At 61.9% G+C, this 21,852-nt stretch carries 15 protein-coding genes; 8 read left to right on the plus strand and 7 right to left on the minus strand.

Annotated features, from left to right (window positions below; genetic code table 11):
• Positions 1–241 precede the first annotated feature (241 nt).
• From nirB to RSF91_RS03680, 5 genes are all read left to right on the plus strand, one after another.
• Positions 242–2,710: a nitrite reductase large subunit NirB gene (nirB, locus tag RSF91_RS03660; protein ID WP_332567138.1), complete on the plus strand. Its 2,469-nt coding sequence runs from the start codon at positions 242–244 to the stop codon at positions 2,708–2,710.
• 23 nt (positions 2,711–2,733) lie between these two features.
• On the plus strand, positions 2,734–3,132 hold the full coding sequence (gene nirD, locus RSF91_RS03665; protein ID WP_332567139.1) for a nitrite reductase small subunit NirD: 399 nt from the start codon (positions 2,734–2,736) through the stop codon (positions 3,130–3,132).
• A 79-nt stretch (positions 3,133–3,211) separates the two neighbouring features.
• Positions 3,212–6,067 (plus strand): nitrate reductase, encoded by a 2,856-nt coding sequence (locus RSF91_RS03670; protein WP_332567140.1) that lies wholly within the window; start codon positions 3,212–3,214, stop codon positions 6,065–6,067.
• A gap of 22 nt (positions 6,068–6,089) precedes the next feature.
• Positions 6,090–6,914, plus strand: a complete 825-nt coding sequence (gene cobA / locus RSF91_RS03675; RefSeq protein WP_332567141.1) for a uroporphyrinogen-III C-methyltransferase — start codon at positions 6,090–6,092, stop codon at positions 6,912–6,914.
• Positions 6,915–7,092: 178 nt separating this feature from the next.
• Positions 7,093–8,535, plus strand: coding sequence for an NAD-dependent succinate-semialdehyde dehydrogenase (locus RSF91_RS03680; RefSeq protein WP_332567142.1), 1,443 nt, complete (start codon positions 7,093–7,095; stop codon positions 8,533–8,535).
• 176 nt (positions 8,536–8,711) lie between these two features.
• Here RSF91_RS03680 and RSF91_RS03685 read toward each other — a convergent pair whose 3' ends face one another.
• The 3 genes from RSF91_RS03685 to RSF91_RS03695 all read right to left on the minus strand — a co-directional run bounded on the left by RSF91_RS03685 (position 8,712) and on the right by RSF91_RS03695 (position 12,482).
• On the minus strand, positions 8,712–10,706 hold the full coding sequence (locus RSF91_RS03685; protein ID WP_332567143.1) for an FUSC family protein: 1,995 nt from the start codon (positions 10,704–10,706) through the stop codon (positions 8,712–8,714).
• On the minus strand, positions 10,703–11,194 hold the full coding sequence (locus tag RSF91_RS03690) for a MarR family winged helix-turn-helix transcriptional regulator (protein WP_332567144.1): 492 nt from the start codon (positions 11,192–11,194) through the stop codon (positions 10,703–10,705). The genes RSF91_RS03685 and RSF91_RS03690 overlap by 4 nt, the downstream gene beginning before the upstream one ends.
• A gap of 187 nt (positions 11,195–11,381) precedes the next feature.
• On the minus strand, positions 11,382–12,482 hold the full coding sequence (locus RSF91_RS03695) for a YeiH family protein (protein ID WP_332567145.1): 1,101 nt from the start codon (positions 12,480–12,482) through the stop codon (positions 11,382–11,384).
• Between the two features lie 284 nt (positions 12,483–12,766).
• Between RSF91_RS03695 and RSF91_RS03700 the strand changes: the two genes are divergently transcribed.
• Together RSF91_RS03700 and RSF91_RS03705 are read left to right on the plus strand one after the other, a co-directional pair.
• The gene (locus RSF91_RS03700) at positions 12,767–13,681 is read left to right on the plus strand and encodes a LysR family transcriptional regulator (RefSeq protein ID WP_332567146.1); all 915 of its coding nucleotides are present in this window, start codon (positions 12,767–12,769) and stop codon (positions 13,679–13,681) included.
• A 159-nt stretch (positions 13,682–13,840) separates the two neighbouring features.
• Entirely contained in the window at positions 13,841–14,062 is a 222-nt protein-coding gene (locus RSF91_RS03705; protein WP_332567147.1) for a hypothetical protein, read from the plus strand.
• A gap of 81 nt (positions 14,063–14,143) precedes the next feature.
• Here RSF91_RS03705 and RSF91_RS03710 read toward each other — a convergent pair whose 3' ends face one another.
• Positions 14,144–14,647, minus strand: coding sequence for a CreA family protein (locus RSF91_RS03710; RefSeq protein WP_332567148.1), 504 nt, complete (start codon positions 14,645–14,647; stop codon positions 14,144–14,146).
• A 312-nt stretch (positions 14,648–14,959) separates the two neighbouring features.
• Here RSF91_RS03710 and RSF91_RS03715 point away from each other — a divergent pair, with 312 nt between their 5' ends.
• Positions 14,960–16,183 carry an MFS transporter gene (locus tag RSF91_RS03715; RefSeq protein ID WP_332567149.1) on the plus strand — a complete coding sequence of 408 codons (1,224 nt, stop codon included), beginning with the start codon at positions 14,960–14,962 and terminating at the stop codon, positions 16,181–16,183.
• A 32-nt stretch (positions 16,184–16,215) separates the two neighbouring features.
• Here RSF91_RS03715 and RSF91_RS03720 read toward each other — a convergent pair whose 3' ends face one another.
• From RSF91_RS03720 to cphA, 3 genes are all read right to left on the minus strand, one after another.
• Positions 16,216–18,531, minus strand: coding sequence for a TonB-dependent receptor (locus RSF91_RS03720; RefSeq protein WP_332567150.1), 2,316 nt, complete (start codon positions 18,529–18,531; stop codon positions 16,216–16,218).
• An 81-nt stretch (positions 18,532–18,612) separates the two neighbouring features.
• Positions 18,613–18,996, minus strand: coding sequence for a DUF2946 family protein (locus RSF91_RS03725; RefSeq protein ID WP_332567151.1), 384 nt, complete (start codon positions 18,994–18,996; stop codon positions 18,613–18,615).
• Between the two features lie 192 nt (positions 18,997–19,188).
• Positions 19,189–21,759 carry a cyanophycin synthetase gene (gene cphA / locus RSF91_RS03730; RefSeq protein WP_332567152.1) on the minus strand — a complete coding sequence of 857 codons (2,571 nt, stop codon included), beginning with the start codon at positions 21,757–21,759 and terminating at the stop codon, positions 19,189–19,191.
• Between the last annotated feature and the right edge of the window lie 93 nt (positions 21,760–21,852).

Here is a 21,852-nt window from a genome sequence, read left to right on the forward strand (position 1 = left end):
TTGATGCACTGCGATAAAGCGCGACTGCACGGAAATGGTGCGTGCTGATGGGCTCCTGTGACATTGAGCAGGGCAAGGAAGCTGGCACAGCAATTGCATGGTTCTTGTTGTGGCCAAGGTGGGCCACAGGGTGATGGTGCAAGGCTGGACCAGATCCCAAAGACAAAGACGTCTGCGCGCTCATGCGAGTCATGAAGCGCGAGGCGTCTTTTTTGCGTTTTGCAAGCCCACGGGGACTGAGATGAAAAAATCCAAACTGGTCATGATTGGTAACGGAATGGCAGGTGTGCGTGCTCTGGAAGAGCTGCTGACCATTGCCCCCGAGCTGTACGACATCACGGTGTTTGGTGCCGAGCCACACCCCAACTACAACCGCATTCTGCTGTCGCCGGTGCTGGCGGGCGAACAGACGCTGGCCGATATCGTGCTCAACGACTGGGCCTGGTACCAGGACAACCACATCCTGCTGCACGCGGGCTATACGGTCACGGCCGTGGATCGCGCCCGCCGCACCGTGCATGCCACCAATGCGCAGGGTGAAACCATCAGCGCCGAATACGACCGCCTCATCATGGCCACCGGCTCCAATCCTTTCATCCTGCCCATTCCCGGCAAGGACCTGCAAGGCGTACTGGCCTATCGCGATATTGCTGATACCGAAGCCATGATTGAAGCGGCCAAAACGCTCAAGCACGCGGTGGTGATCGGTGGCGGCCTTCTGGGGCTGGAGGCGGCCAACGGTCTGATGAAGCGCGGCATGCAAGTCACCGTGGTACATGTGGGCGACTGGCTGATGGAGCGCCAGCTAGACGACCAGGCGGGCCGCATGCTGCAAAAGTCGCTGGCTGAGCGCGGCATGCAGTTCTGCATGAAAGCGCAGACGCAAGAGCTGGTGGGCAACGCCGCAGGTCGCGTGAGTGCGGTGCGCTTTAAAGACGGCAGCGAAGTGCCTGCCGATCTGGTGGTCATGGCCGTGGGCATACGCCCCAATACCGAGCTGGCCGAGTCCATGCATCTGCATGTGAATCGCGGCATTGTGGTCAGCGACACCTTGCAGACCGTGACCGATCCGCGCATCTACGCCGTGGGCGAGTGCGCGGCGCATCGCGGCATTGCCTACGGCCTGGTAGCACCGCTGTTTGAGCAGGGCAAGGTGCTGGCCAACCATCTGGCCGAGTTCGGCATTGGCCGCTATCTGGGCTCGCTCACGTCCACCAAGCTCAAGGTCACGGGCATCGATCTGTTCTCGGCGGGCGACTTTCAGGGCGGCGGCGATACCGAAGAAATTCTGATGAGCGACCCCTATGCGGGCGTCTACAAAAAGCTGGTCATCAAGGACGACAAGCTGGTCGGTGCCTGCCTCTACGGCGACACGGTGGACGGCAGCTGGTACTTCAAGCTGCTGCGCGAAGGCCGCAGCGTGGCCGACATTCGCGACAAGCTGATGTTTGGCGAATCCAATCTGGGCGATACCGGCCACCAGGGCCAGAACAAAGCGGCTGCGCTGGCCGATAGCGACGAGGTTTGCGGCTGCAACGGCGTGACCAAGGGAGCCATTTGCAAGGCCATCAAGGACAAGGGCTTGTTCACGCTGGAAGACGTGCGCAAGCACACCAAGGCCAGTGCCAGCTGCGGCTCCTGCACGGGTTTGGTCGAGCAGATCATCATGTTCACGGCGGGTGGTGACTACTCCGCATCGCCCAAGACCAAGGCCATGTGTGGTTGCACAGACCATGGTCACCAGGCCGTGCGCGATGTGATTCGCACCCACAAGCTGTTGACCACGGATGCGGTGTTTCGCTTCATGGAATGGCGCACGCCCAATGGCTGTGCATCGTGCCGCCCGGCGGTCAACTACTACCTGATCAGCACCTGGCCCAAGGATGCCAAGGACGACCCGCAAAGCCGCTTCATCAACGAGCGCAGCCACGCCAATATCCAGAAAGACGGAACCTACAGCGTGATTCCGCGCATGTGGGGCGGCGAGACCACAGCAAGTGAGCTGCGCCGCATTGCCGATGTGGTGGACAAGTACGACATTCCTACCGTGAAGGTCACGGGTGGCCAGCGCATCGACCTGCTGGGCGTGAAGAAGGAAGACCTGCAAGGCGTGTGGAACGACATAGGCATGCCCTGCGGCCACGCTTATGCCAAGGCGCTGCGTACCGTCAAAACCTGCGTGGGCAGCGAATGGTGCCGCATGGGCACGCAAGACAGCACCCAGATGGGCAAGGACCTGGAGCGTGCCATGTGGCGCATGTATGCCCCGCACAAGGTGAAATTTGCCGTCAGCGGCTGCCCGCGCAACTGTGCGGAATCCGGCATCAAAGACGTGGGCATCATCGGCGTCGATTCTGGCTGGGAGATGTATGTGGGCGGCAATGGCGGCATCAAGACCGAGGTGGCGCATTTCTTCGCCAAGCTCAAGACCGCCGAAGAAGTGATGGAGTACACGGGTGCCTTCATGCAGCTGTACCGGCTGGAAGGCTGGTATTTGGAGCGCACCGTGCACTACATCAACCGCGTGGGTCTGGACCATGTGAAGAAGCGCATTCTGGACGATGCAGAAGGCCGCAAGGCGCTGTGGGAGGAGCTGCAGTTTGCGCTGGAAGGCGAGCCCGATCCCTGGTTTGAAACCGACAAGGCGGCGGTGGATACGCGCCAGTTCCAGCCGTTAACGGCTGCGCAAACGGCCAGCGTCAGCGCCTGATCAAAAGCACCGAGGAGCCTGAAATGAGTGAATGGATTTCTATCTGCACGATTGACGACATCCCCATGCTGGGCGCCCGCCGCGTGGCGCGTGCGCAAGGGCTGGATGTGGCCGTGTTCCGCAACGCCGAAAACGAAGTGTTTGCCCTGCTGGACCGCTGCCCGCACAAGGGCGGTCCGCTGTCGCAAGGCATTGTGTTTGGCCGCAGCGTGGCCTGCCCGCTGCACAACTGGACGATCGCATTGAGCAGTGGCGAGGCCGCTGCACCCGACGAAGGCTGCACGCCGTACTTCAGCGTGCGGGTGGAGGACGGTGAAGTACAGCTGCGTGCCGATGAGCTGGCCAGTCGTGCACTGGAGCAGACGCGGCCCCATGCAGGCCCTGCGCATTGCAGCGGCAAACCAGCCTGCGCTGCTGCCTAAGCTTTTTTTTGCTATAGATGTAATAGCTAGTGGCGCTCATCGGATGAGCGCCATAGCCCCAAAACACTGAAAGCCTGCCATGCCTGAGACCCGATCCACCTGCCCCTACTGCGGCGTTGGCTGTGGCGTCATCATTGAGTCGGATGGCGTGCAAATCACCGGCGTGCGGGGGGACCCCGATCACCCTGCCAATTGGGGGCGCTTGTGCACCAAGGGAAGTACGTTGCACCTGACGGCAGCGCCCGTGCACGCCCGGCAATCGCGGCTGCTGCAGCCAATGCGCAGATTCGATAGGACATCAGCCCCGAAACCGGTGAGCTGGGATGCAGCGCTGGACGATGTGGCAGGCCGCATGGCGCAGATCCATGCCGACCATGGCCCGGACGCGCTGGGTTTTTACCTCAGCGGCCAGTTGCTGACTGAGGACTATTACGTTTTCAACAAGCTGGCCAAAGGTCTGCTGGGCACCAATAACCTGGACACCAACTCCCGCCTGTGCATGAGCAGCGCTGTGGCGGGCTACAAGGCCACGCTGGGTGCCGATGCGCCGCCCGCCTGCTATGAGGATATCGACTTGGCCAGCTGCATGTTCATTGTGGGCAGCAATATGGCGTGGGCTCACCCGATTCTGTTTCGCCGTGTGGAAGAGGCCAGGGCGCGCAACCCGCAGCTCAAAATCATCGTGGCCGACCCGCGCAGGACCGAGACCGCAGAGCTAGCCGATCTGTATCTGCCTTTGCTGCCGGGCAGCGATGTGATGCTGTTCCACAGCTTGCTGCACATCATGTTGTGGGAAGGCTGGACGGATAACGCTTTCATCGCTGAGCACACCAGCGGTTTTGCAGCACTGAAAGAGCTGGTGCGCGAAGCCACGCCCGAGAAGGCATCGGCCATTTGTGGCGTGTCCACAGAAGATCTGTACAAGGCCGCCCGCTGGATTGCCTTGGGGGGTGCATACAGTGCAGGCAGTGCGCCACGCCAGCCCACGCTGAGCCTTTACTGCCAGGGTCTGAACCAGAGCGCCAGCGGCACAGCGAACAACGCGGCACTTATCAATCTGCACCTGGCGACAGGCCAGATTGGCAAGCCCGGTGCGGGGCCGTTGTCGCTCACCGGCCAGCCCAACGCCATGGGCGGGCGTGAGGTGGGTGGATTGTCCAACTTGCTCAGCGCCCACCGCGACATGTCCAACCCCTTGCACCGCGAAGAGGTGGCGCAGCTGTGGGGTGTGGAAAGTATTCCATCGACACCCGGAAAGTCTGCGATAGAGATGTTTGAGGCGGCCGCCGATGGCCAGGTCAAAGCGCTGTGGATTGCCTGTACCAACCCCGCGCAAAGCATGCCCGACCAAACCATGGTGCGACGCGCGCTGGAGCGCGCCGAGCTGGTGGTGGTGCAAGAAGCCTTTGCCGTGACCGAAACCACGGCCTACGCCGACTGGTTGCTGCCCGCCACGACCTGGGGCGAAAAGCTGGGCACGGTCACCAACAGCGAACGCCGAATCTCCCGCGTGCGTGCTGCCTTGGCTGCGCCCGGTCTGGCGCGCCACGACTGGCAGATTGGCGTGCAGCTGGCGCAGCGGCTGGAGCCCCTGGTGCGCCTCGACAAGCCTTCGCTGTTTGGCTATGACATCAGTCGCGCTGAAACAGCAGCCGAGGCGATCTGGAACGAGCACCGTGAAACCACGCGTGGGCGAGATTTGGACATCACCGGCCTGAGCTGGCAAATGCTGGACGATAAGGGGCCGCAGCAGTGGCCTGTGCCCAGCGGGGCAGCGCAAGGCACGCAGCGCCTGTACACCGACCGCCGGTTCGTGACCGATGACAGCCGCGCCCGCTTTGATGCGCAGCCCTGGAAGCCTGTGGCCGTGCAGCGCGATGCGCGCCACCCCTTCAGTCTGAACACCGGTCGCCTGCGCGATCAGTGGCATGGAATGACACGCACCGGCCAGCTGGGCCGTTCGTTTGCCCATGTGAGCGAACCGCAGTTGCAAGTGCACCCGCAAGACATGCAGCGCCTGCGACTGCGGGATGGCGATCTGGTTCATGTCTCCAACCGCTACGGTGCCATCGTGCTGCCCGTGCAGGCGGAAAAGGGACTGCAGCCCGCGCAGCTGTATTTGCCCATGCACTGGGGCGGTATGTATCTGAGTGGACGCAGCTCTAAAGGCCAGCGTTTAGCGGGTGTGAATGCGCTGACCACCCCTGAGTTCTGTCCGCGCTCCAAGCAGCCAGAGCTCAAGCATGTTGCTGTGAGACTGCTCAAGGCCGAGATGCCCTGGACTTGCATGGGCATGGCCTGGCTGGATGACTCGCAGGTGCTGGCTACGCGCGCAGCTTTGACAGAACTCATGGCGGAGTTCGACTTTGCCAGCTGCGTGCTGTTTGGCCGTTCTGTACCGCTGGAAAAGGCCAGCGAAGGCCGCACCGGCGTGCAGTTTCGCGCCGCTGCGTATGAAGCGCCGAGCGCCGAGGTATTGCGAAGGCTGCACGAGCTACTGCAGTTAGATGGAGCGCAGGCGCTGCGTTATGTCGATGCTCGCCGCCAATACAGCCGTGCCATGGCCATAGGTCAGCAAGATGCCGAGCCAGTGCTGAATGCCTTTTTGCTGTGTGGTGACGCCAGTGCTGGCCAGTGGCTGTCCCCCGTGCTGCGCGATGAGCAATCGACCCAAAGCTTTGGCCGGATGTTGCTGTCGTCTGGCAGCAAGCCGCCTGCCGCGATGGCTGCGCGCTCGCCACAGGTCTGCGCCTGCATGAATGTGGATGAGGCCAGCATTACCGCTCAGCTAGGCCAGTGCAGCGGTTCATCCGATGAGCGGCTGGCGCAGCTCAAGTCTTCGCTGGGCTGCGGTACGCGCTGCGGCTCCTGCATTCCCACGATCAAGCAACTGGTGCAGGCGGTGCCGCCTGTCACCCAGATGGTTGCTGCATAAGTCTTTAGCTGAAAGGTCTGCCATGACTTCCCGCCGTGCGAACTCTCTGTCCTCCTCGGGTTGCTGCTATCTGGTAGGGGCTGGGCCGGGTGACCCGGAACTGCTCACCATCAAGGCTTTCAAGCTGATTCAGAGCGCCACCCTGCTGCTGGTTGATGATCTGGTGTCGGCTGAAATCGTCAAGCTAGCCAGTCCCCAGACCCGTGTGATTGCCGTGGGCAAGCGCGGCGGGCGCGAAAGCACATCGCAGGAGTTCATTGAAAAGCTGATGATCATGGCCGCGCGCCAGGGAGAGGTCGTGGTGCGGCTCAAGGGCGGCGACCCTTTCATCTTTGGCCGAGGAGGTGAAGAAGTTGAGCATCTGCGCGCTGCAGGTGTGCAGGTGGAGGTGGTCAATGGCATTACCGCAGGGCTGGCAGCAGCCACCAGTCTGGGCGTTTCACTCACCCACCGCGATCATGCGCATGGCGTGGTGTTTGTGACCGGCCACCCCAAGCCCGGCGGTGTGCAAAACGACTGGCGTCAGCTGGGGCAGACGGCTCATGTCGTGGGCTTGACGCTGGTGGTCTATATGGGCGTGAGTTCTGTGCCGCATATACAGGCCGAGCTGCTGGCCGGCGGCCTGCCCGCCAGCACGCCTGTGGCGCTGGTGCAAAGCGCTAGCCTGCCCACGCAGCAGCAGGTCATCACGCAACTGGGGGAGATGTCCACAGCGCTCGTCAGCAGCGGTTTGGGGAGTCCGTGCGTCTTTGTGATCGGGCAAGTCGTCAAACAGGCGGCAGCGAGTCAGGCTGGGTTTGGGGCATGGCTGGGGGAGATGGAGCTGCGCCGCGCTGTCGGGGTGTGAGTGGTTGGGAAATGTTGGGATTTTCATGATCCCCTGAGCGCAATGAGCCATTGCCAACGTCCCGCACTTGTCATGAGGCGCTAGCATGTGTAGCTAGAATTTTGTACGCCCTGAACATTCACCACGCCCGGCCCTTTACATCTGCAGGGGGATGAGGGTCGGCACACCGAGATAAGTGATGAGCACTGCATACCCCGATACCCAGCTTTTGATCGATGGACAGTGGCAGGTGGCAGCCAGCGGCAAGACGATTGATGTGCGTAACCCGGCGTCGGGCGAAGTCATTGGTCGCGTGGCGCATGCCGATATTCCTGACCTGGACCGTGCCCTCGCCGCTGCGGACAAGGGCTTTCAGGTCTGGCGCAAGGTCTCTGCGCACGAGCGCGGTGCCATCATGCGCCGTGCGGCGGCGCTGCTCAAAGAGCGTGCCGACGAGATCGCTGCGCTGCTGACGCAGGAGCAGGGTAAACCGCTGGCCGAGGCCAAGGGCGAAATCATTGCCGGTGCCGGCATCATCGAATGGTTTGCCGACGAGGCGCTGCGCGTCTATGGCCGCATCGTTCCTTCCCGCCGCCCCGAGCAGCAGCAACTGGTGATCAAGGACCCTGTGGGCCCTGTGGCGGCCTTCACGCCCTGGAACTTCCCTGTCAACCAGATCGTGCGCAAGATTGGCGCGGCCCTGGCTTCGGGTTGCTCCTTTTTGTGCAAGGCACCCGAGGAAACTCCGGCTTCACCCGCAGCGCTGCTCAAGTGCTTTGTCGATGCTGGCATTCCTGCCGGTGTTGTGGGTCTGGTCTATGGCAACCCGGCACAAATTTCCGAGTATCTGATTGCCAGCCCGGTGATCCGCAAGGTGACGTTCACTGGCTCTACCGCCGTAGGCAAGCAGCTGGCAGCGCTGGCGGGCCAGCACATGAAGCGAAGCACCATGGAGCTGGGTGGCCACGCCCCGGTCATCGTCGCAGAAGACGCTGATGTGGCACTGGCCGTGAAGGCGGCAGGTGCGGCCAAGTTCCGCAATGCGGGGCAAGTCTGCATCTCGCCCACGCGCTTTCTGGTGCATAACAGCGTGCGCGAGGAATTCACGCGCGCCATGGTGACCCATGCCGAGGCGCTGAAGGTGGGCAATGGTCTGGAGCAAGGCGTGCAGATGGGCCCGCTGGCCAATCCGCGCCGGGTGACGGCGCTGACCCAGCTGATTCAGAACGCCGAGCACAGCGGTGCCAAGCTGTTGACGGGCGGCGCATCGTTTGGCGATGCCGGTAACTACTTTGCCCCCACGGTGCTTGCGGATGTGCCTTTGACGGCTGATATCTTCAATCAGGAACCCTTTGGTCCCGTCGCGGCGATTCGCGGTTTTGACAAGATTGAAGATGCGATTCAAGAGGCCAACCGCCTCTCGTATGGTCTGGCCGCCTATGCTTTCACGCGCTCGCTCAAGACATCGCACCAGCTGGCGCAGGATGTGGAGGCGGGCATGCTGTGGGTGAACCAGCCCGCGCTGCCATCGGCTGAGCTGCCGTTTGGCGGCATCAAGGATTCGGGCTACGGTTCTGAAGGTGGGCCTGAGGCGCTGGAGGCTTATCTGGTTTCCAAGGCCGTGGCAATCACTTGTGTGTAAATTCACCCCCTGAGCCGCTGCGCGGCTTCCCCCTCTCTTCGGGAGGGGGACGACGCCATCGCCGCGAGGCGGCTCTTGCTCGGCGTCTATGAGTTGGCGCATGCCTGGTTTGAGTTCCAGCTTCAGTAAAAAAAAGCCGCTGTGTTTGCAGCGGCTTTTTTTATGGGTGATGGTGTTCAAGCAATCTTGGCAGTGCTGGCAAAAAAGCGCTGATGCTCGCCAATGTCCTGCGCGGCCAGTTGCAGTTGCAGGGCTTGCTCGGGCTGACGCTGCTGTATGCGCTGGGCCACGCCCATCAGCAAAGGGATAGCCTTGGCCGGGGCTGTGGGCAGTTGCTGCAGTCTTTGTAGCGCACTGCGCACGCTGCGTAAGGTGCTGTCGGATAAAAGCAGGTCATTCTCCAGGGAGTGCAGTATGAGCACGGCCTTGCCCACGCGCAAGGCGGCCAGTCCGCAGTCTGCGGCTTCCTGCACAGTCGGCGCGTTGATTTTTTCGGAGGCGCGTACTAGGCGCAGCAGGCGGTGATAGAGCCGCGCGCGCCAGACGCGGACATCGCGGGCATGCAGCGGGGTGGCTGCCATGTCCTGCAGCTCATGAACCATCATGGCGCGCAGGCCGTCCAGTCTGCCTTGCACGGTGACGGGCAGGATGAAGCGGTAGGCCAGCCAGCCCGCCAGCGGCCCGGTGACGATGGCAAACGCCATGGACAGTGAGTGACCTACATCAAGCTGGTAAGGGAAATGGGGCGACAGCGCCAGCAAAATCACCATATTGCAGTCAAAGCCGTACAGAGTGGTGCGGCGGTGGCTGAGCAGCAAGGCGCCGAGAAAGATGAAGGGCAGCATCATCAGCACCATCTGCAACTGGCTGCTGGCAAACGGCCAGGCAAACCACTGGCAGGCCAGTGCCACGCCGGCACCCATGGCCTGACCCAGAATGACAAAGCGCATGGTGAAGGCCGGGTTCTCGAAGGAGGAGAACACGGTGATCATCACCGACAGGCCCAACAGCATGTAGGTGCCGCCATGCCAGCCGGTGACCACCCAGATCAGGCCGACGGCAAAGATGGCGCTGAAGGCGCGCAGCATGGCGCGGCGTGCGCCCACCCAGTCGCTGTGCAGCACCACGGGCAATTGGCGGGCACGGTGGTTGGCGGGCAGGGGTAGATCGCTGGCAGCGACAAAGTGGGCCTGCAGTGCCAGACCGATATTGCCCAGAATTTCATTGGCATGACCCCAGCCTGCGGCGGCCTCGCGCGCTGTGGCAATGGCGTTAATGGCAGCCAGCGGTGCGGGCTGGGTTTCCAGCAGCTTGGCGGCTTGCTCCAGCGCTGCCGTCATGGCCTGGGCTTGCTCGGCTGTGAATTTGGGGGTGATGGTTTTGCCTGTGCTGTCACGCAGCCAGAGCAGGGCGGAGATTTGCGTGTTGATCAGGCGGCGCAGCGCACGCACGGCGCGGCGTGAGCGCTGCGAGCCTGCGGCATGCGGGTCCAGCCCTTCTTCAATGGCGGCCATGACAGCCAGGCGCTCGGCCATATCTTTGGGGCTGAGTGCGCTTTGCCCGCGCGCTGCGGCTTGTGATGCCGCTGCAATGTCGCGCAGCAGACGGGCGCAGAGGCGGCGCACCTTGTCGTCACCGGGGATTTCAGCGCCCACGGGCGTAAACAGCCAGCCCACGATGAGAGCCGCAGCTACGCCTGTCAGCGCGGTAAACAAGCGGTCCCAGCCCAGGTCATAGACATGGGCTGGGTTGCCGTTGTCCAGCAGGGCCACCATGGAGGCCGAGTAACCCGCCAGCATGGTGCCGTAAGAGGCAAAGCTGCGCTGCAGATTGCCCAGTCCGGCGCAAATGCCCATCCATACGGCCAGACCAGTGACCAGCCAGAGCAGATCGCCATTGGCGACGAGCACCAGCACGACACCGGCGGCAGTGCCAATGATGGTGCCAGTGGTACGAAAAAAGCTTTTCTCCAGCAACTGGCCGCGCAGTGGCTGGGATGCGGCCCAGACCGTCATGCCCGCCCATTGCGGGTGTTCCAGTCCCAGCGCCCAGGCGGCCAACACGGCAATACAGGCCGCAAAAGCCGTGCGCAGATGCTGGCGCAGGCGGGCACTGTCAAAACCCCAGTGGGCGGCGCGCGCTAAAAATCTATCGTAGACAGCCACGGTCATGCGCGCTCCTCAACTTCAGGATGCGTTTGCGTGCAGCGCTGATCATGCATTTGCTCGATGCGGGCGCGAACCTTGTTGACGCTGCCCAGCATGGCTTCGACCTCGGCTTCATCCAGGTCCTGCAGCAGGCTGCGTTCGGCCTCCAGCATGGTGGCGCGAATCTGGTCCACGGCCTGATTGCCTTCGGCGGTGATAAAGATGCGCTTGCTGCGGCGGTCGGCCGCATCGGCGCGGCGCTCCACCCAGCCTTTGCCTTCCAGAATGTCCAGCAGGCGTACCAGGCTGGATCCGTCCAGGCCCACTCGCTCGGCCAGCTCCTTTTGCGTGACCCCATCGCCCCAGGCGCGCAGGTGCAAAAGCGGCGTCCAGGTGGCGTCGGTCAGGCCGTTGGCGGCCAGTTGCTCTTCGACAAAGCGGCGCCATTGGCGGGTGAGGGTGACCATGAGAAAGCCCAGGCGGTCGCGGGAGGGAGCATCAGCAAAAGACATAGGTCTTATTTTGATGCTCATACAATTAATTTGCAATTCAAACTAATTGAGTCTGCATTGATGTATAGGGTATTCCCTTTGTTATTTCCAGTGGGCAATAAAAAAGGAGAGCGCTGAACGCTCTCCTTTAAAGGGTTTGACCCCTGTTTGTGTTTTATTGATTATTCAGATCATGCGCAAGCTGCTATCAAAACAGAGTGGGAATCCACAGGTTCAGAGCCAGACCTGCGACCAGCAACCAGATGAACAGGGCCAGAGCCAGAATCAGCGGCTTGGTACCCGCAGCCCGCACGGCGCGGATGTGGGTGGTCAGGCCCAGCGCGGCCATGGCAATGGCCAGCAGTGCGTTGTCCAGCTGAATGCCGACGCTGACCACTTCCTTGGGCAGCACGCCCAGCGAGTTGATACCGGCCATCAGCACAAAACCCAAAGCAAACCAGGGGATGGTGATCTTTTTGCCTTGCTGGCCGTTGTTCACACCGCTTTTCATGCCTTCTTGGCGTTCGCTGCGCGACAGCCACATGGACAGAATCAGCAGAAACGGGGCCAGCATCATCACGCGCACCATCTTGGCAATGACGGCGGTATCGGCGGCCTGGCTGCCAATCGCTTCGCCAGCGGCCACCACCTGGGCCACTTCATGCACGGTGGAGCCGACGAATACGCCGTACTGCTGCATGGTGGTGTCGATCCAGCCGTACTCTGCATTCCAGTGGAACAGCGCGGGGTAGAGGAAAGTGCCAATGGTGCCGAACACCACCACGGTGGCCACGGCCACAGCCACATCTTCAGCGCGGCCCTTGGCCACGGGCTCGGTGGCCAGCACGGCAGCGGCACCGCAGATGGAGGCACCCGCACCCACCAGCAAGGTGGTGCGCTTGTCCATGCCCAGCAGCTTCTGGCCAATCCATTGCGCCAGCAAGAAAGTGCTGGATAGCACCAGCGCATCAATCACCACAGCGGCCATGCCCACCTGGCCAATGTCCTGAAACGTCAGGCGCAGGCCGTAGAGAACGATACCGGCGCGCAGCAGGCGAGCCTTGGTAAAGGCGATGCCGCTGCTGCACTGGCTGGCGATAGAGGGATAGACGGTATTGCCAATCACCAGGCCGATGATGATGGCCAGCGTCAGCGCGCTCAGACCGTTGCTCTTGATGATGGGGAACTGCGCAGCCCATGTAGCCACGGCGGCGATGGTGCCCGCCAGCAGCAGGCCGGGAACCATGCCGCCGGTCTTGTGCAGCCAGCCGTGCGAGGGTGCGGAGTTCTTGAGTGTTGTAGTGTTCATCGTGACCTTTTGCTAGAGGCGAAAAACAGGTTTGCCTGACAGCTTGAGGATCACTTTAGATTTGTTAGTTATATTTGTATAACGAATAGTTTTTGTAAGATCAATCGATAAAATAGGTAGATTAATCTCCGTAGCGCTTGTGATTTGACTAAGTCATTGATTTGATTGGCAGCGCAAGCAGATGCGCTGGCGGCGCTGCTGAAGACAAGGCATGTTGATCTGCCCATTGCTCAATTCATTGGCTCAAATCTTTCGTCGGCTTTATAGATGCCTAGGTCACCTCTATGCTGCACCTCACCCTGCGTCAATTCGAGATCTTTTGCGCTGTAGCCCAGAACGGGACTACGGTAGCTGCTGCAGAAACCGTAGCGCTTTCGCAATCTGCCACCAGTGCCGCGCTGCAGCAGCTGGAGGGCGGTCTGGGCGTGCAATTGTTTGAGCGCGTGGGCAAACGGCTGGTGCTTAACGACGCGGGCCGGGCTCTCTTGCCGCAGGCGCTGGCCGTGCTGGAGCAGGCGCGCGGCATTGAGCAGGCTTTCTCTGCCAAGGCGGCCAATATGCCCGTGCGTCTGCGCGTGGCGGCCAGCACCACCATCGGCACCTACGCCCTGCCTGAAGTGCTGGCGCGGCTGGCTGCATCGCACCCGCTGGTGCGCGTAGACCTGCAAATCGCCAACACCCAAGAGGTGGGCGAAGCCGTGCTGGCCATGGAGGTCGATATGGGCCTGATTGAAGGCAGCAGCCATTGGCAGGGGCTGGAGGTGGAGCCCTGGCTGCGCGATGAACTGGTCATCGTCGCATCGCCGAGCGACCCGCTGGCTCAGCAGGCCAAAAGCAAGCCACTGGGCGTGGCTGCGCTGCGCAAAGCCGCCTGGCTGCTGCGCGAGCCGGGCTCTGGCACGCGTGAGATGGTGGAGCACGCGCTGCTGCCGCATCTGCACCAGTTGCCCGCCGCCGCCACACTGGGCAGCTCTGAGGCCATTGCCCGCTGTGTGGAGCAGGGGCTGGGCATCAGCTGCCTCTCGCGAGTGCTGGTGCAATCTCAGCTGCAAGCCCAGGTGCTGGATATTTTGCCCACCACCTTGCCGCGCATGTGGCGCAACTTCTCACTGGTGCAGCGCGCGGGCAAAAGGCGCTCTCCGGCGCTGCAGGCGTTTGTGGATGCTTGCAGTGCCAGCTTGCAGCCACCCATGGATTAAGTGTGAAAACAAGCGCTAGCGCTTGAGTTGTTGAAGATGACAGCTATGGTTTTCTTTAACCATCGTTTCACTTGCGGCAGAGGTTTTTGGCCCTATATTGCATAGACAAGCCCGCAAACCATCATGCAGCGGCGGGCTGTATCCGCAGGGAGGAACACCATGAAAACCATAGACGAAATGCTGCACCTGGACCTTCTCACCGAAGAGCAGCATTTGCAGATCAGCAGCTGGATCGACGAAGCGCCTTCCCCCGAAGCCATTTTGCAAATGCCCGCCCCTCTGTGGCAGGCCGTGGAGCGCGCTAGTCAGGCCATGGGCGTGAACGAGGATTTGCTGCGGCCACCGGCGCTGGATGCGCAAGGCCTTGCGCTCAGCCAGTAAGGCAAAGCGAGTGGGCGCTGCCTTCACAGCGCTGAAAACCCAATCAACTCCAGGCTGCACTTGTGCAGCCTGCTCTGGTTTTTACTTCTTGACCGGGATAGGCGTGCTCTGCGGCACCGGCACGGCGGCTACGCTGTTCTGGGGTGAGCCTTCAATCACGCGGTCTGAATACGTCATGTAGATCAGGGCGTTGCGCTGGGTGTCGACCATGCGCACCACGCGCAGGCGTTTGAACAGCAGCGAGGTGCGTTCAGTAAACACATCTTCTTGCTGCTTGAGGGGCGCGGGGAACTGGAGAGTGCCCGTGGCCTGGCAGGCGATAGAGGCTTCGGAGCGGTCTTCGGCCAGACCCAGTCCGCCCTTGATGCCGCCGGTCTTGGCGCGCGAGACATAGCAAGTCACGCCGGGCACCTTGGGGTCGTCATAGGCGTCGACCACGATTTTGTGGTCCGGGCCAATCCATTTGAAGACGGTGTCCACGGCGCCGATTTGCTCGGCATGGCTCATTCCGACAAAGGCCATGGTGCCTGCGGCAGCGGCCGCAACGGCCAGAACGGCGGATAGCAATTTCATGGTGGTTCGCATGGAGAGTGAAATTAAGGGTTAACCCTTGTTTTATCGCAGGGCATTGTTGCCGCGGTGCATCGTGGGCGATGCGCTCTGGCGACAATGCAGACCTGCTGGCGGAGATTGCAATCATGCATTGTCCTGTTCCGCCGCCTTCTGTTTTATTCACAGATGCAGAAAGTTCAGCAGGCCTGCGGCCTGTGCTGGCATTCAGCCTCGAATGCCGATTTCTGACTTCCTTGTTGCTCGTAGCGACTGCTTTTCTGGCAGGCGCTTTTTCGGCTTTGCTCTCTTTAAGCGTCATGCCCTCGCCGGGTGTGGCGAGTTTCTATGTCGGTTTCCGTTTCTGCTTCTACCTCTGATGCCACGCCCGGTCTGAGCGCATCTTCCCTGCTGCTGATGGCGCTGGCCTGCGGTCTGTGTGCGGGTGGTAATTACTTCAATCAGCCCTTGCTGCACTCGATTGCCGGGCATTTCTCGGTCAGCGAATCTGCCGCCGCCACCAGCGTGACGCTGGCGCAGGTTGCCTATGCCGGCGGCTTGCTGCTACTGGCTCCGCTGGGCGACAAGCTGCAGCGCCGTGGTCTGGCTGTCAGCCTGATGCTGCTGGCGGCGGTGGGGCAGGCGCTGTGCGGTTTTTCTCAGAATCTGCCCATGTTTTTGCTGGGCACGCTGCTGGCTGGCTTGTTTTCTGTGGCGGCGCAGGTACTGGTGCCCATGGCTGCGGCGCTGGCCCAGCCGGGGCAAAGCGGGCGTGCCGTGGGCTGGGTGATGAGTGGCTTGCTGCTGGGCATTTTGCTGGCGCGCAGTGTGGCGGGCATGGTGTCTGGCGCATGGGGCTGGCAGGCCGTGTACCAAGGTGCGTCACTGGTGATGGCGGTGGTGGCGCTGTGGTTGTGGAAGGCGCTGCCTGCTTCGCGCAACCCGGTGCCGGTGAGCTACGGTCAGGTGCTCTCCAGCATGTGGAGCCTGCTGCGCAGCCAGCCGGGTTTGCGCCAGCGCACGCTGGTCAGCGCACTGGCGTTTGCTTCGGTCAGCGTGCTGTTTTCGACCATGGCGCTGCAGCTGTCCAGCGGACCACTGGGGCTGGGTGACGGGCAGATTGGCCTGATTGGTCTGGCCGGTGCGGCGGGTGCGCTGGTGGCCACGCAAGCCGGGCGACTGGTGGATAAAGGTCTGGGCCGAGTGAGCTGTGCCATTGGTGCGCTGGCGTTGCTGCTTTCATGGCCCATGCTGTGGGTGGGCGGCTCCCACCTGGGCTGGTTTGTGCTGGGTATGGTGGTGATTGATCTGGGCCTGCAATGCCTGAATATCACCAACCAGGCCACCGTGGCGCAACTGATGCCGGTGGCGCGAGGCCGCATGAATGCGGTCTATATGACAGGTTACTTTACGGGTGCTGCTGCAGGCTCTGCGCTGGGCACACTGGCTTGGCGCATCAACGGCTGGCAAGGTGCTTGCGCACTGGGTGTGGCGCTGGCATTGATGGCTGCGCTGGAAACGTTTCGCATGCGCAAAAGCCATGGGCTGCAGCAGCCCATGGCAGCTCACTAAATACGCCTACTAAACGCGCTTACTAAATGCGCCTACATATCCCAGCGCAGTGACGCCGTGTAGGTGCGCTGCGGGTAAGGGTGGAAGTTCCAGTACTGTGCGTTGTTGGCGTTATCCACGCCAAACGCTGCCGACAGCTGCTTGTCGATCTGATAGCGGGCGCGCAGATCCACGCTGAAGTATTTGCTGGCCCCGAAATAGGTGTCGGCATTGACGTCGCTGTTGTCCAGATTCGAGTACTGGCGGCCGCTGTAGCGCGCCGCCACCGTCAGTGCCCAGCGGTCTGTGGGCTGATAAGTGGCATAGGCCGTGGCACGCCAGCGCGGTACGCGGGGCTGCCACTTGCCGACGCTGGCCGGGTTGGCGGCATTGGCCACAGTCTTCGAGTTGGCAAAGGTCAGGCTGGCTCCCAGATCCAGTCCACGCACCAGCACCGATTGCGCGGAGTAAGCCAGCTCAAGCCCCGTGGTGCGTACCTTGTCTACGTTCTGCACGGCGGATGTAGTGGTACCCGGAATCAGCTGGCTATAAAGCGCGTCTTTGGTCGTTTCGTGAAACAGCGTGGCGCGCAGCAGGCCATTGCCTAGGTCTTGCTCGGCACTCAACTCACTGGTCCACGATTTTTCGGGGCGCAGGTTCGGGTTGTTGATGAACGAGAGCACGCCGCCCGATGTCGCTCCATACAGCTCGCCCACGGTTGGAAAACGCACGGCGCGGCCCAGCGATGCTTTGAGCGTGGTGTGGCGCGCCAGCTGGTACGCCAGTGCGGCCTTGGGTGAAAAATGTGATTCGCTGCGCTGTGCGTAATTCAACTGGCTGCTGGCGGTGGCTGTGCGGCCCTGGCTGGCAGTCCAGTCTTCCCAGCGCAGGCCCAGCACAGCTTTCCAGTCTTTGGCTAACTGCCAGCTGTCCTGCGCCCAGACATAGCGAGTTTCAGCCCGCCCACCGACCTGACTGACCAGCGATTGCTCGTTGGCAGGACCAGATTGCCAGTCACCTGCCACGTTGAATTTGCGGATGTCCAGGTGGTAGGCATCGCGACCCAGACCGAAGTCCACGATATGCGCGCCCTGCATGCCCAGCAGACCGTTCTGGCGCCAGGTGCCTTTGGCCGCCAAGGTGTTCCAGCCGGTGCCGTTCTGGTCCTGCAGCGTGCCGTTGCCACCGCTGGCTGCCGCTGGCAGGGCAATCGTGGGTACGCGCTGCTGATCTTTGCCGTAGTCGTACAGGCTGGCACTCAGTTCCCAGTCAAAGCTGCCTTGCGTGTGGCTTTTGAGGGATACGCCATGCATGGTGTGCGTCTGGCTGTCATTCGATAGGCCAAACGCCGTGGGCGAGAGGTTGTAGGTCTTGCCGCCGATATTGATGGGGCCGCTGTAGACCGGCTGGCCGTTCGGCCCCTTGAGATAGCTCTCTGATCGGCCCTTGGCATCGTTTTGCCACCAGCCCAGCGTGTAGCTGGCGCGCAGCGTGGGCGTGATGTCATAGGCCAGCTTGATCTTGGCGTGATCTTGCTGCGTGCGGTATTGCGTGCCCGCGCCCAGAATGAACCATGGCTGATTGGTGACGTTGAGCCCTGCCACCGCGCCGGTGACGGGCGTGCCAGCATTGCCCGCCACGCCTGCGGATTGCAGCACGGTAGGGAAGGTCAGCGGCTGGCCGTTGCTGTCGGTGTGGTTGAGGTTGATCCAGAACGACCAGTCGCCGCTTCGGCTGCCGATGGAGGCACTGCTGTTCCAGCTGTTAAAGGTGCTGTTGGTGCCGTAGAGCTGGTTGGGCTGGGATGAATAGCCAGCGGCCACATGGGCTTCCAGCTTGTCCGGCATGCGCGTCACATAGTCCACCACGGCACCTGCGGAATTGCCGGGGTAGGCAGCAGAAAACGGGCCGTACATGACATCCACACGTTCAATCTCTTCAGGCGTGACAAGACCCCAGCGAGGCGCGTAGTTGCTGCCGTTGGCGATGCCGTTGCCCAGAAAGTTGCAGAGCAAAATCCCGTCCGCATACACCGCAGAGCGCGCGCTATTGCCCGTGCCCGATGCGCGGGTGGAGAGGATGGCGTGGTTGTAATCGCCGATATAGCGCTTGCGCACCAGCAGGCTGGGCAGGTATTTGAGGGCGTCTTCGCTGTCCGTGGCGTTGATGCGGGTCTCGATTTCCTCGCGGGTGATGCCTTCAATGGTGGTCGGAATCTGCGTGGGCAGCGAGCTGGGCTGGCCACCGTTGACAGTGACCACGCCAAGAGCGCGGCTGCGCTCTGGCTGGTTGGAGATATCAGGCGAAGTCTGGGCCAGGCACGGCCATGCGATACCACTCACCACGAGTGGCAAAAAATACGTTTTCATTGATCTACCCCGGAGCGTTTAGCTCCTATGAATCTGATAGCGGCTAACGCAAGCAATGCCTGCGCTTGAGCCGGAAATAGTTCAAGAAGTCGCCGAGGGTGGCCCGCGTGCGGGCAGAGGTGCCGCCGTGATGGCTGCAATGCGCGCCCGCTCTACCGGCTGCAGCGCATGGCGCAGTGGAGACTGGGTGGGCGCAGTCAGTTGCAGCACCGGAGGTGGGGGGGCCGCGTGGGGCAGGCACATGGGGCAGTCAAGATGACCTGCGCCCAACGCCGTGTGATCGCTGCCGCCGTCGTCGCCAATGGCGACCATCTTCATGGCACCGGTGCTGGTGCAAATCAGCTCAAAACCCTGAGACTGAATCAGCGGTGCAGCGCTTGCCACGCCTATGGACAATGCAAACCATGCCAGCACACACCGGCCCAGAAGGCAGGTGGCAATGCGGCGAAGTGCGTGCAAAGTCATGAGGCGGATGATGGTGACAGCTGTCCGGATCATACGGCGTTTGCCACGGGCGACTATGCGTAAAAACCGCCGCTAGTGCTTTTACCATCTGCGCTCAATGCTCTGTTTTTAATAACAAAACCCGGCGCAAGGCCGGGTCTGAGTAGCAGGAGCGCAAGCAGTGAAAAACGGCTGCTTTAGCGCCTCAGGGGCTTACTGCCCTGCCACATGCTTGCGCAGGTGCTCAAGCGCTTCTTCCACCTGATCGACCAGCACCAAGCTCAGGTCGCCGGCTTGCAGGCGGCTCAAAGCGTGGTCGATGGCGATGAATTCACCGTGGATTTCAGTGGTGTAAGTCGTGCGGATGGCACCCTCCAGACCTTGCTTCAGCAAGGCCAGTACTTCACCATCTTTGCGGCCGCGCTGCGCTGCGTCCTGGTACAGGATCACGTCGTCGAACACTTTGCCCAGAATCTGGGTCTGCTCGATGATGTCCTGATCGCGGCGGTCGCCTGCACCGCTGATGACTACGCTGCGGCGCTTGGCCGGCATGGCTTCCACGGCTTGCACCAGGGCGCGCATGGCGTCCGGGTTGTGGCCGTAGTCGGCAATGATGGTGGCACCCTTGTAATCCATCACATTAAAGCGCGCGGGCGCGTTGCCGGTGTCGTTCAGGAAACCAGCCAGGCCGCGGCGGATTGTCTGCCAGGGCAGGCCAGCCGCCCATGCCGCGCCAATCGATGCCATCACGTTTTCAACCTGGAAGGTGATGGTGCCGTTGCGGGTGATGGGGATGTCGCGCAGCGCAATGGTTTCGCGCCATGAGCCTTCGGCGGCCACGATAGAGTCGCCATCGACATAGACCACGCGGCTGCCTTGGGCGCGGTGCGTGGCCATGATGGGGTGGTGGCGATCGGCGGCAAAGAAGATGACCTTGCCGGGGCAAACGGATGCCATGGCCGCGACCAGTGGGTCGGCAGCATTGAGCACGCCGTAGCCATCAGTGGCGACGTTTTGCACGATGACGCGCTTCAAAACGCCCACGTCTTCCTTGGTGGTGATGAAGTTCAGACCCAGGTGGTCGCCTTCGCCCACGTTGGTGACCACGGCAACCTGGCAGCGGTCAAAACCCAGACCTTCACGCAGAATGCCGCCGCGTGCGCATTCGAGCACGGCTGCATCGGTTTCGGGGTGGGCCAGCGCGTTGCGGGCGCTCTTGGGGCCGGAGCAGTCGCCGCTGTCGATCTGGCGGTTGTTGACCCACACGCCATCGGTGTTGGTCATGGCTGTGCGCCAGCCGTGCGATGTGAACAGGTGGGCAATCACGCGGGTGGTAGTGGTCTTGCCGTTGGTGCCGGTGACGGCAACCAGGGGGACGCGGCCATCATCGCCGGGGGCGAACAGTTCATCGACCATGGGCACGCCCACGTTGCGAGGGCGACCAAAAGACGGTGCCAGGTGCATGCGCAGGCCGGGGGCCGCGTTCACTTCCACAATGCCGCCGCTTTGCTCTTCCAGCGGCTTGAGCATGGTTTCGCAGACCACGTCCACGCCGCAGATGTGCAGGCCGATGGTCTGGGCCGCTTCAATAGCGCGGGCGGCGATTTCGGGGTGCACGTCGTCGGTCACATCGGTGGCGCTGCCGCCGGTGGACAGGTTGGCGTTGTTGCGCAACACCACGCGCTGGCCCTGTGCGGGCACGCTGTCGGGTGTCAGACCTTCGCTGGCAATGCGGGCAATGGCGATGTCGTCCAGACGAATCTTGGTCAGCGCCGTGCCGTGGCCCGAGCCGCGACGTGGGTCCTGATTGACGATTTCGACCAGCTGGCGAACGGTGTGGGTGCCATCACCCAGCACCTGGGGTGGTTCGCGGCGGGCAGCAGCTACCAGCTGGCCGCCGACGACCAGCATGCGGAAGTCGTGGCCGGGCAAAAAGCGCTCGACCAGAATTTCGTCGCCAAACTCACTGGCTACTTTGTAGGCAGCTTCCAGACCTTCGCGGCTGGTGATATTGACCACCACGCCCTTGCCCTGGTTGCCGTCCTGTGGCTTGACCACGACGGGCAGGCCCACTTCTTGCGCCACGACCCAGGCGTCTTCCACATCTGTCACGGGGCGGCCCATGGGCACAGGCACGCCAGCGGCGTGCAGCAGGCGCTTGGTCAGGTCTTTGTCCTGTGCAATCGATTCAGCCACGGCGCTGGTGGAGTCCAGCTCTGCAGCCTGAAAGCGGCGGGCCTTGGAGCCCCAGCCCAGCTGCACCAGCGAACCGGTAGTCAGGCGGCGATAAGGAATGCCACGAGCCACGGCTGCATCCAGGATGGCGCCGGTCGAAGGACCGATGCGGTCGTCTTCGTCCAGATCGTGCAGCTGGGCGATGACCTTGTCGCTGTCAAAAGGCGTGTCGTTGAGGGCCGCGAGGATCAAGGCTTCGGCCTGCTCCATGGCCAGTCGGCCCACGGCTTCTTCGGTGTATTCCACAACGACCTGAAAGGTGCCGTGTTCCACAGTCTCATGCGTGCGGCTGAAGGAGACGGGGCAGCCAGCCTGCGCCTGCAGCGACAGGGCGGCTACTTCCAGCACATGGGCCAGCGACAGGTGCTGGTTGGCACCATGGGGTTGCAGCGTGCCAATGGTGGGAAAGCGTGCGCGCAGCTTGTCTTCAAAGCCGGGCATGGCGGTGTAGCGCAACTCGCTGTCTTCGCAGTGCACGATGGCTTCGAAGGCGGTGCTGCGGGTCCAGAGGTTGGGGCCACGCAAGGCTCGGATGCGGGTGATCTGCATAGTGTTCTTTCAGCTGAATATCAAGCTATTTCTTGGCTTGGCACTTGCCCTGCAAGCGCCAGCAGCTATATTTATTGAAGCGTTTTGACGGGC

It is taken from the genome of Comamonas sp. (assembly GCF_036643215.1).
Taxonomy (GTDB): domain Bacteria; phylum Pseudomonadota; class Gammaproteobacteria; order Burkholderiales; family Burkholderiaceae_C; genus Comamonas.